Source organism: Pseudonocardia sp. (assembly GCF_025965585.1).
GTDB lineage: Bacteria > Actinomycetota > Actinomycetes > Mycobacteriales > Pseudonocardiaceae > Pseudonocardia.
Genome location: NZ_JAOPWR010000136.1, coordinates 1 through 10035 on the forward strand (window position 1 = coordinate 1; position 10035 = coordinate 10035).

Below are 10035 nucleotides of genomic sequence, written 5' to 3' on the forward strand. Positions count from 1 at the left end.
CCCCGACCTTCGCCGCGACCGCCGTGTTACCCAGGCCCTCCGCCGCGGCCAGCACGATCCGCGACCGCGTCGCCACCGCGTTCGCACTCGTCGATCGGCGCGTCCACGACAGCAACTGGGTGCGCTCCTCATCGGTCAGTTCCACAGCAGCAGCAGTAGGACCTGGCATCGCCCCAGCCTAGACAACTACAGGCCAACTACTGACTCACCACACTAGAGCCTCGCCCAACTCCGCGGCCAGCGTCGTCCGGTAGGAGACATCCGCAAGCAGTCGCGAACCCGCATGCGGCACCACGCCCGCGCGCTGCGACCAGTGCATGACCTGGTCGACGCAGGCCAGCGGGTTGAACCCGAGAGCGGCGAGGAGTCGGCGGATCGTTGGCCGACAGCGGGATCAGCCGATGGCGACCTGCAGTGGATCCCCCTTTTCAGCCTCGCGGTCGTGTTCGGCAGCTCGGGTGACGGCGAGGTAGGCAGGCGGCGGCGAGCATCGCGAGGGTGATGTGAGCGTGCCAGGCCTGCCAGGAACGGACCTGGTAGTGGTCGAGCCCGGCCTCGTTCTTCGCCGCCTGGAAGCACTCCTCGATCGCCCAGCGCGCGGCTGCGACCCGGACCAGTTCCCGTAGTGGCGTAACCGCGGGTGCGGCGCAACGGTAAAACGCCAGCACCACGAGCTGCTGGCCAAGTTCGACCCCGACGACTACGAGGTCGTTTGAGCTTGGCCTTGCCCTAGACCGGACGGCTGTGGCTCGCTGCGCCTATTCAGGCGACGCAGATCAAGCGATTGCTCGCGTCTGGCGAGCGATGCGGACCAAAGTAGCCGCCAGCTCGGCTGGGTGGTCGAGGAACGGTGAGTGGGTACCTGCCAACTCGATCGGGGTGATGCCCAGACGTTCCTCACAGACCCGCCGTGACCACTCCGGGCCGACCGCCAGGTCGTCGGTGGCCAGGATGTAGCTGCTGGTGGCGTTCGGCCAAGCTGCGATCGGGCAGGGCTCGACGAATGCCGTAGCGGCGATCGGGCGCAACAGAGCGTGGTAGCGGCGGGCGTCCTTCTCGGTGCACGCCGCATAAAAGTACTTCCGGGCGATCGGCCAGGTCACGACCGTCCGACCGAGCTCGTCCCTCTCGTTCTGGCCGACCGGCAGCGTGATGGCGCCGGGCTGAGTCGCAACGTAGTCACCGTAGGACTGCCCGGGCATCGGGACCTGGGCGCAGAGAAACACCATGTGGCGCACCGGGCGAGCGGCCGCGACGACCGGTACCGCCAGGCCGGCGAGCGAATGGCCGAGGACGACAACGTCCTCGTTCGTCCCGACCGCATCCAGCGCCTCGACCGTCACCCGGGCCCACTCCGCAGAGCCCTTCTCAGGGTCGTCCATCGGCAGGTCCGGGGTCACCACGGCGTGCCCCAACTCGTGCAACAGCGGAGCCAGCAGGTCCCACTGCCACGGTCCGTGGGCACCACCGTGTAGCAGGGCAAAGGTCGTCATCGCGTCTCCTCGTCGACCGCGTGCCGTCAATCAGTATACGGTTCACATACCGTTCGCGGCCGCGGATGGCGGTGCAGGCGTCAGCGAACCTAATAGAGGGTACTGTACAGGGCTGTCGAGTTGTCGTCAAACAAGGAAAGATCGATGAAGATCGAAGGTGCGTCCTCGATCGTGACCGGCGGTGCAGGCGGGTTCGGCGAGGCGATGGTGCGCCGGCTGGTGGGTGCCGGGTCCAAGGTCGTGATTGCGGGCCTCGCGGAGGACCGCGGCAAGGCGCTGGCGGACTACCTCGGGGATGCCGCACGGTTCGTCCTCACGGACGTGACGAACGAGGAGTCGGTCGGCGCTGCAGTGGCCGCAGCATCGGAGCTGGGCCCATTGCGTGTCGCGGTCATCGTGCACGGCGGTCCGGCCGCGGGTGCTCAACCGCAATGGCGAGCGCTACCCGCTTGCGACCTTTAGACGGAGGTGTCCGGCTGATGGGGGTCACTTCAGTGACGGCACCGTGATTCGTTGGACCTACGAGTTCAAGCCCCGCCCCGGTGTGGGTGCGCTGGTCAGGATTGTGTTGGCTCCGCTGTGGCGCTGCTATATGGTGGCCGGTCTGATCGGAACGGTGGACGTTCTGGCCGCGCGGAACGGGTAAGGGGATGTGCGACGGACCAGGAGGCGGTCTGGAGACAGGGGCATGCGCGGCACGGCGATCGGCCGCGAGCTGAACAACGTCCAGGGCGCTGACGCCGCGATCGTCACGTCGGCGTCACACGGGAGCCCACCTCGAGGCGGCGCTGTGGGCCGTGCGCAAGGCCGACCCCTGCGTCGTCGTCGGGCCGGCGAGACGTTTCCGAGTGGATCATCACTGACAGCGATACCTGACAGCAACGACGCCGACCGCGGACGGACGGTGGTCGGTCTTGTGAGGTCTTCCGCGCCAGGTCAGCGACGTGGGCAGACGGTGACAGACGTTCGGGCCGAGCCTGGGGGTCAAGGGGTCGCAGGTTCAAATCCTGTCGTCCCGACGGCCGTGAGGGGCGGTTCCCTTCGACGGGGGGACCGCCCATCGTGCTTTTGAGCTGCTGAAACCTGTGTGGTCCCTTGTTCCTGCTGACCGGGCATGGGGACCGTTCGGGGACCGCGGGGCTCGCAGGTGCGCGGTGAGTGCGTCACCGGCATCGGTGATGCTGTGTCGGGTGGGGTGCAGGTAGCGCTGGGTCGTGGTGAGCGATCCGTGGCCGGCGATGACGCGCAGGACGTGCACGGGGACGCCGGCATCGGCCATCCAGGTCAGTCCGGTGTGGCGCAGGGCGTGGCGCCGGAGGTGCTCGAGGCCGAGTGAGCTCACGACCTCGTCCCAGTGGGTCGCGTCGCGGAGGACCGCGGTGGTGATGCGGCCGCCACGGGGTCCGGTCGACAGTCGCGCGTCTTCCCGGCCCTGAACGGCGTCGATCCTGTGCTGGACGAGGTCTCGGACATCAGCGATGAGTGGGACGACTCGTGCCCGTTTGCCCTTGGTGCCCTTGTCGACGAGCCCGCCGGGTGATGGGGTGGTCTGGCGCCGTACCCAGCGCGGTCACCGCCACGCGCCTGCCTGTGATCGGCGTTGTTCCGTCCCTCCCGCGGACGAGCTGCACCGCGCCCCTGACGGCGAGAGCGAGGAGGAGGGCACCGAGAAGGTAGTAGCTCGGGCCCCATGTGACGAGCTGCAGGACGAGCAGCAGGAGAAAGCCCGCGAGCGCGCCGATCCGCCCGATGTTCCTGAATCGCGACTGGCGGGATCCCGTTCTGATGCAGAACGCCGCGAAGGCGACTTCGGCGGCCACAGCCATCAGGAAGATGGCGATTCCCACGTCTACGGCCCTACTGGTCCGGAGAGGGCGGCCCGACCGGCCTCGAGGCGGGCGACGGGCACCCGGAACGGCGAGCACGAGACGTAGTCCAGGCCGGCGCGGTGGAAGAAGTGGACGGAGTCCGGGTCCCCGCCGTGCTCGCCGCAGACCCCCAGCTGCAGGTCCGGCCGCACCGCACGGCCTTCGGTGGCCGCGAGCGCGATCAGCCGCCCGACGCCCTCGACGTCGAGGGTCTCGAAGGGTGACGCCGCGAAGATGCCGTGGTCGAGGTAGCGGGAGAAGAACGAGCCCTCGACGTCGTCGCGGGAGAAGCCCCACGTGGTCTGGGTGAGGTCGTTGGTGCCGAAGGAGAAGAACCGGGCCGTCTCGGCGATCGATCCGGCGGTCAGCGCGGCGCGCGGCAGCTCGATCATCGTGCCGAGCGGGGCGTCGAGCCGGATACCGGTCGCGGCGGCCTCCTCATCGAGGACGGCGGTGATCTCCGCGGCCACGTCATGCAGCTCCGCCGCGGCGCCGACCAGCGGGATCATGATCTCCGGGCGGACGTCGATCCCCGCACGGGTCGCGGTCGCGGCGGCCTGGGCGATCGCGCGGACCTGCATGCCGAACAGCCCCGGGACGGCGATGCCCAGGCGGACGCCACGCAACCCGAGCATCGGATTCTCCTCGTGGAGCCGGCGCACCGCGCCGAGCAGGGCCACGTCGCGTTCGACCGGGGTCCCGCGTTCCTGCGCGAGCGCCACCCGTACGGCGAGCGTCGTGAGGTCAGGAAGGAACTCGTGCAGCGGCGGGTCGAGCAGGCGGATCGTGACCGGCAGCCCGTCCATGGCGGAGAACAGCTCGACGAAGTCGTTGCGCTGCAACGGCAGCAGCACGGCCAACGCCGCGTCGCGCCCGGCGTCGGTGTCGGCGAGCACGAGGCGTTCGACGTGCTCGCGACGGTCCCCGAGGAACATGTGCTCGGTGCGCGCCAGGCCGATTCCCTTGGCCCCGAACCGGCGGGCGCGGCCCGCGTTCTCGGCCGTGTCGGCGTTGGCCCGTACCTCCAGGCGCCTGCGGGCATCGGCGTGGGTCATGAGCCGGTGCACCGAGCGGACCAGCTCGCCGGCCTGCGGCGAGCCCGGGTCCAGGGCCCCCTCGAAGTAGTCGACGACGGGGGAGCGCACGACGGGGACCTCGCCGAGGAAGACCTCACCGGTGCCGCCGTCGATGGAGATCAGCTCGCCCTCGGCCACCACGACACCGCCGGGGCCCGTCAGCCGGCGGCCGGCCACGTCGATGTCGAGCTCCTCGGCGCCACACACGCACGTCGTGCCCATCCCGCGGGCGACGACCGCCGCGTGGCTGGTGCGCCCGCCCCGGCTGGTCAGCACCCCCTGCGCGGCGATCATGCCGTCGAGGTCGTCGGGGGTGGTCTCGTTCCGCACGAGGATCACGCGCTCGCCGGCGGACGCGCGGGCCACCGCCGTCGGGCTGTCGAAGACCACCGCGCCGGTTGCGGCGCCGGGGGAGGCGTTCATCCCCACCGTCAGGACCTTCGCCGCGGCCGCGGAGTCGAAGCGCGGGAACATCAGCTGGGCCAGCTGATCGCCGGTGACGCGGCGCAGGGCCTCGTCGGCGTCGATCAGGCCCTCGTCCAGCAGCTGGCAGGCGATCACGAACGCGGCCGCCGCGGTGCGCTTGCCGACCCGGGTCTGCAGCATCCAGAGCGTGCCGCGCTCGATCGTGAACTCGACGTCGCACAGGTCGCGGTAGTGGTGCTCCAGCGTCGCCATGATCTCGCGCAGCCGGTGGTAGGAGCGGGGATCGAGGTGTTCGAGCTCGGTGAGCGGCAGCGTGTTGCGTATGCCGGCCACGACGTCCTCGCCCTGGGCGTTCTCGAGGTAGTCGCCGTAGACGCCCTTCTCTCCGGTGGCCGGGTCGCGGGTGAACGCCACGCCGGACCCGGATCCGGCGCCGAGGTTGCCGAACACCATCGCGACGACGCTGACCGCGGTGCCCAGGTCGGCGGGGATGTGCTCGCGGTGGCGGTAGGTGGCGGCGCGCGGCGAGTTCCAGGACGCGAACACCGCGCGGACGGCCATCGTCAGCTGCTCGTGGGGGTCCTGGGGGAAATCATGGCCGGTGTGCTCGCGCACGACGTCCTGGAACGCCGCCACGACGGCCTGCAGGTCGCGGGTGTCGAGTCCGACGTCCGACGCGGTGCCGCGGAGGTGTTTCCGCTCGTCGAACACGGTGTCGAAGTGCGCACCGTCGATGCCGAGGACGGTCGTGGCGAACATGTGGATCAGGCGGCGGTAGGAGTCCCAGGCGAAGCGGTCGTCGCCGGTGACCCGGGCCAGACCGAGTACGGAGGAGTCGGTGAGCCCGACGTCCAGAACGGTCTCCATCATCCCCGGCATCGACGACGCGCCGCCGGAGCGCACCGCGACCAGCAGCGGGTCGTCGGCCTGCCCGAGCCGCCGGCCCGTCGCGGCCTCCAGTGCGGCGAGGTGCTTGTCGATCTCCGGGCCGAGCTCGGGCGGCTCGACGCCTGTGCGCAGGTAGGTCCGGCAGGCCTCGGTGGTGATGACGAACCCGGGGGGCACCGGGAGCCCCATGTTCGTCATCTCGGCGAGGTTCGCGCCCTTGCCGCCGAGCAGGTCCTTGAGGTCCTTGTTCCCCTCGGAGAACGCGTAGACGTACTTCATCGGGTGCTGCGGGCCCGGGCGGCGAGCTCGTCGACGCTGGCGCCGACCGCGGTCGACACCCCGGTGGCGGCCCGGCGGGCACCCTCGCGCACCTCCGGGTCGCGGAGCCGGTCGCCCAGCGACGTGAGCGCGGCGTCGATCGCTGCGGCCCGGGAGCGCTCTCGGCGTTCGGCCTCGGACGGCGGCCCCTGCAGCGACGTGGCGAGGGACCGCAGGTCACCCCCGGCCGCGGTCCAGGCCTGGCGGGCGTGTCCGGGGCCGACCGGTGGAAGGACGCCGTGCGGGCCGTCGTCGGCCTGCGGGAGGACGATCCACGCGAGCAGGTAGGCCACCACGGCGACCCCGCCGGAGACGAGGGCGGCGGCCACTGCGGCGATGCGGACGAGGATCGGGTCCACCCCGAGGCGGATCGCGATCCCGGCGCAGACGCCGCCGAGGACCTGGTCCGCCCGACTGCGTCGCAGGCCGGACGGTGTGTCGGCGTTCGGGTTCTCGGACATGCCGTCGATGCTGCTGCGGGTGCGCCGCGAGCGGCCAGGGGCGAAGGTCGGCCGGTTCGGGCCGGAGGGCCCTGCCGGGTACGGGCGGCGGCTGCGAGGGTCGGGGCGTGAAGCCAGCCGAGGTACAGGTGGGACCGGAGATCGTCGTCGACATGCAGGGCGGGATCGCCGACGACCTTCCCGACTACGTCCGGGAGAAGGTGGCCGCCGCGCTCGTCCGCACCTCGCGTCCGGTGCTGTGGGTGCATGTGCGCGTGGTGCGACACGGTGATCCGTCCCGCAGCGAGGGCGTCACCGCGCACGGGAACGTCGACCTCGGCGGCCGGCCGTTGCTGGTCCACTCGGCGGCGGCGACCCCGCGTGCCGCCGTCGACCTGCTCGTCGAACGCCTGCGCCACCGGCTCGAGCGGCTGCCGCGCGGCCATCGGCCCCGTCGGGGGCACGACGACGGTGAGGCCCCGGGTGCCGGCGAGCCGGAGATCGTCCGGCACGCGACGAACAGTCCGGTCCCGCTCCCGGTGGACGAGGCCGTCGTCGAGATGGACGACCTGGGGCTGAACTTCCACCTGTTCGTCGAGACGCTGACCGGGCAGGACGCCCTGGTGTACCGCGACGGCCCCACCGGGTTACGGCTGAGCCGGGCCAGTGGAGGCCCCGACGTCGAGGGCTCCCACAGCGTCGTGGTCACGGTCAGCCCGCAGCGTCCACCGCTGCTGGACACGGCGGAGGCGGTCGAACGTCTGCGCGTCACGGGCCTGCCATTCCTGTTCTACGTCGACGCCGACCACGAGCGGGCCACCGTGCTCTACCACCGCGACGACGGCGACTACGGGCTGATCGACCCCGCCGCCAGGTGAGTTACTGGCTGCTGAGCACGTTCCTGATCCTCGTGTTCGTGCTGGTCGGTGGGTACTTCTCTGCGACGGAGATGGCTCTGGTCTCGTTGCGGGACGGTCAGGTCCGCAGGCTCGCCGAGCAGGGCCCGAAGGGCGAGGCGATCGCCCGGCTCCGCAGTGACCCCAGCCGGTTCCTGTCCGTGGCACAGATCGGGGTGACGTCGGCGGGATTCTTCGCGGCCGGGTACGGGGGTGCGACCCTCGCGGTGGACCTGGCCGGGGTCCTGCGCGGCTGGGGTGTGCCCGACGGCGTCGCGGCGCCGGCCGGTCTGGTGTCGGTGACGCTCGCGGTGTCGTACGTGTCGCTGGTGTTCGGTGAGCTGGCGCCGAAACGGTGGGCGATGGCGCGGCCCGCTGCGGTGGCGTTGTTCGCCGCGCCCGTCCTTGATCGCGTCGGCCGGGTCCTGCGGCCGGTGATCTGGCTGCTCATGGCCTCGGCCGATGCTGTCGTCGGGCTGCTGGGCATGGACCCGCATGCGCGGGCTGGGGGAGTGAGCGAAGAGGAGCTCCGTGAGCTCGTCGGATCGCAGCCCGACCTGACCGCGGAGGAGCGCAGGGTGCTGGCGGACGTGTTCACGGCCACCGACCGGCTGGTCGCCGAGGTGATGGTCCCGCGCACGGAGATCGACTTCCTGGAGGGGGCGATGACGACCGAGGAGGCCGCCGCGTTCGTCGTCGCCCACCCGCACTCCCGCTACCCGGTTGCCGGTCGATCACCCGACGACGTCGTGGGTGTCGTGCACGCGCGCGACGTGCTCGGTGCCGCCCGCCGTCGTCGGCTCGGTGACACCGCGCCGGCGACGGTCGCGGCGATGGCCGGCACGGCGCTCGCGATCCCGGACACGCTGCCGCTGATCGAGGCACTGTCCCGGATGCGCCGCCACGGGCGCCTCTCGGTGGTGGTCGACGAGTACGGCGGGACCGCCGGCATCGTGACCCTCAAGGACCTCGTGGAGGAGATGATCGGCGAGATCGGGACGGACGGGGACACGGCCCTTCCCGACGTGGACGGGGCGGTGGAGCTCGACGGGCTGCTGCACCGTGAGGACGTCCGGGCCCGGACCGGCATCACGCTGCCCGCCGGCCACTACGACACGCTGGCCGGATTCGTCGTGACCAGGATGGGCCACACGCCGCGGATCGGGGACAGCGTCGTCGCGCTCGGGTGTCGGTTCACGGTGCTCGAGACCGACGGTCACCGCGCTGCGCTGGTGCGGGTCGCACCCGACGCGACGTAGTGCTCACGGCCCGGGGTGCCATGCCGTTGGGCCCTGTGCGTCGGCTACCGGGCCGGTCCAGAGTGTGGGCATGACCGGATCCACGCTCCCTCCCCGCACCGACGACGAGATCCGGACCGCGGTGATCGAGGAGCTGGCCTGGGCGCCCGGCACGGGCACCGGCCCCTTGACGTCGCGGTCGCCGACGGCGCCGTCACGCTGTCGGGGCAGGTCGACTCCTATCCGGAACGGCTCCGTGCGGGCCTTGCGGCGCAACGGATCCGCGGGGTCGTCGGCATCGCGCAGGAGATCACCGTGCGGGGGAGCTGGGACGCCGTGACCGACACCGACATCGCCCGCGAGACGGGTCTCGCCCTGCAGCGGTCCGTCGACGTCCCGGACGCCGTGAAGGTCGCCGTCCACAACCGCGTCGTAACCCTGTCGGGCGCCGTCGCGTGGCAGTACCAGCGCCAGGCCGCGACGCACGCCGTCCAGTACCTGCCGGGCGTCGCGTCGGTCAGCAACCTGATCGAGGTGCGCCCGGAGATCGAACCCGCAGGGATCGGGCCGGCGATCCGGGCTGCGCTGGTCCGGCACGCGGGTGTCGAGGCCTCGCGGGTGGACGTGGACGTCGAGGGCGGGCTCGTGACCCTCACGGGCACGGTGCTGACGTGGGCCGAGCGCCGCGCGGTGGAGGACGCGTGCTGGTCGGCGCCCGGTGTGGCCGTGGTCGAGAACGAGCTGCGGATCGCCGGCTGACCGGGGCACTCCGTCGCCACTTCGCGGGTCCTTGTGCCCTGCCTCATCCGGGCTCCCCACGCGCACTGTCGGATCATGAGCGAACGCTACGACCCCGACGCGGGGCGTGATCCGCGCCGCGAGGCGCTGGACATCGAGACGGCGGTCGGGGTGGCGCTCGGTCGCAACACCCGCCTGCACGGCCACCGCATCACGGCCACGGCGGGCCCCGAGGGTCTGCTGACCCTCACCGGCACCGTCGCCACCCAGGCGCTGCGCAAGGAGGTCGAGCTGACCTGCTGGACGTTGCCGGGCGTCTGGACCCTGCACGACGAGCTGGTCGTCGGCCGCTCCACACCGCACGTCCCCGTCCGAGGAGCAGCATCATGAGCACCACGCTCACCGTGGTCGTCGTCGCCGTGGTCGTCGTTCTGGTGGTCCTGGGGCTGGCGGTGCGGATCATCAAGCAGTACGAGCAGGGGGTGTTGTTCCGGTTCGGTCGGGTGCTGGGCGCCCGTGAGCCCGGCCTGCGGCTGATCATCCCGATCGTCGATGTCCTGCACCGGGTGTCGCTGCGGATCGTGACGATGCCGATCCAGTCGCAGGGGATCATCACCCGCGACAACGTCAGCGTGGATGTCTCCGCGGTCGCGT

At 71.3% G+C, this 10035-nt stretch carries 11 protein-coding genes and 2 pseudogenes; 7 read left to right on the forward strand and 6 right to left on the reverse strand.

Going from position 1 to position 10035, the window contains the following annotated elements:
- Positions 1–428: 428 nt before the first annotated feature.
- A pseudogene (locus tag JWR81_RS08515) lies at positions 429–665 on the reverse strand (IS701 family transposase); the annotation flags it as partial.
- A gap of 111 nt (positions 666–776) precedes the next feature.
- The gene (locus JWR81_RS08520) at positions 777–1523 is read right to left on the reverse strand and encodes an alpha/beta hydrolase (protein WP_297649183.1); all 747 of its coding nucleotides are present in this window, start codon (positions 1521–1523) and stop codon (positions 777–779) included.
- A 114-nt stretch (positions 1524–1637) separates the two neighbouring features.
- On the opposite strand from JWR81_RS08520, the gene JWR81_RS08525 reads away from it, so the two are divergent.
- Positions 1638–1955 (forward strand): SDR family NAD(P)-dependent oxidoreductase, encoded by a 318-nt coding sequence (locus JWR81_RS08525; RefSeq protein WP_297649186.1) that lies wholly within the window; start codon positions 1638–1640, stop codon positions 1953–1955.
- Between the two features lie 538 nt (positions 1956–2493).
- Here JWR81_RS08525 and JWR81_RS08530 read toward each other — a convergent pair.
- Genes JWR81_RS08530 through JWR81_RS08545 form a run of 4 tightly spaced genes read right to left on the reverse strand, consistent with a single transcriptional unit; the run spans position 2494 to position 6530 of the window.
- Positions 2494–2973 carry a tyrosine-type recombinase/integrase gene (locus JWR81_RS08530; protein ID WP_297649205.1) on the reverse strand — a complete coding sequence of 160 codons (480 nt, stop codon included), beginning with the start codon at positions 2971–2973 and terminating at the stop codon, positions 2494–2496.
- Complete coding sequence (locus tag JWR81_RS08535; protein WP_297649188.1) at positions 2966–3340, reverse strand: hypothetical protein; 375 nt, start codon at positions 3338–3340, stop codon at positions 2966–2968. Before JWR81_RS08535 ends, JWR81_RS08530 begins: the two co-directional genes overlap by 8 nt.
- 2 nt (positions 3341–3342) lie before the next feature.
- Positions 3343–6030, reverse strand: coding sequence for a pyruvate, phosphate dikinase (gene ppdK, locus JWR81_RS08540; protein WP_297649190.1), 2688 nt, complete (start codon positions 6028–6030; stop codon positions 3343–3345).
- A complete protein-coding gene (locus tag JWR81_RS08545) occupies positions 6027–6530 on the reverse strand; it encodes a PspC domain-containing protein (RefSeq protein WP_297649192.1) in 504 nt (167 codons plus the stop codon). Before JWR81_RS08545 ends, ppdK begins: the two co-directional genes overlap by 4 nt.
- 107 nt (positions 6531–6637) lie before the next feature.
- On the opposite strand from JWR81_RS08545, the gene JWR81_RS08550 reads away from it, so the two are divergent.
- From JWR81_RS08550 to JWR81_RS08570, 6 genes and pseudogenes are all read left to right on the forward strand, one after another.
- Positions 6638–7387 (forward strand): sigma 54 modulation/S30EA ribosomal C-terminal domain-containing protein, encoded by a 750-nt coding sequence (locus JWR81_RS08550; protein WP_297649194.1) that lies wholly within the window; start codon positions 6638–6640, stop codon positions 7385–7387.
- Positions 7384–8664 carry a hemolysin family protein gene (locus JWR81_RS08555; protein WP_297649196.1) on the forward strand — a complete coding sequence of 427 codons (1281 nt, stop codon included), beginning with the start codon at positions 7384–7386 and terminating at the stop codon, positions 8662–8664. The genes JWR81_RS08550 and JWR81_RS08555 overlap by 4 nt, the downstream gene beginning before the upstream one ends.
- Positions 8665–8679: 15 nt before the next feature.
- Positions 8680–8952, forward strand: a pseudogene (locus tag JWR81_RS34290) (BON domain-containing protein); the annotation flags it as partial.
- A 27-nt stretch (positions 8953–8979) separates the two neighbouring features.
- Positions 8980–9402 carry a BON domain-containing protein gene (locus JWR81_RS08560; RefSeq protein WP_297649198.1) on the forward strand — a complete coding sequence of 141 codons (423 nt, stop codon included), beginning with the start codon at positions 8980–8982 and terminating at the stop codon, positions 9400–9402.
- A gap of 75 nt (positions 9403–9477) precedes the next feature.
- Positions 9478–9771, forward strand: a complete 294-nt coding sequence (locus JWR81_RS08565; RefSeq protein ID WP_297649200.1) for a BON domain-containing protein — start codon at positions 9478–9480, stop codon at positions 9769–9771.
- A partial coding sequence (locus JWR81_RS08570) for an SPFH domain-containing protein (RefSeq protein ID WP_297649202.1) occupies positions 9768–10035 on the forward strand: 268 nt, incomplete at its 3' end. The genes JWR81_RS08565 and JWR81_RS08570, both read left to right, overlap by 4 nt.

Coding starts and splice junctions, on each gene's coding strand:
- JWR81_RS08545 (WP_297649192.1), bottom strand. CDS start 6,530: ATGTCCGAGAACCCGAACGCCGACACACCGTCCGGCCTGCGACGCAGT.
- JWR81_RS08565 (WP_297649200.1), top strand. CDS start 9,478: ATGAGCGAACGCTACGACCCCGACGCGGGGCGTGATCCGCGCCGCGAG.
- JWR81_RS08525 (WP_297649186.1), top strand. CDS start 1,638: ATGAAGATCGAAGGTGCGTCCTCGATCGTGACCGGCGGTGCAGGCGGG.
- ppdK (WP_297649190.1), bottom strand. CDS start 6,030: ATGAAGTACGTCTACGCGTTCTCCGAGGGGAACAAGGACCTCAAGGAC.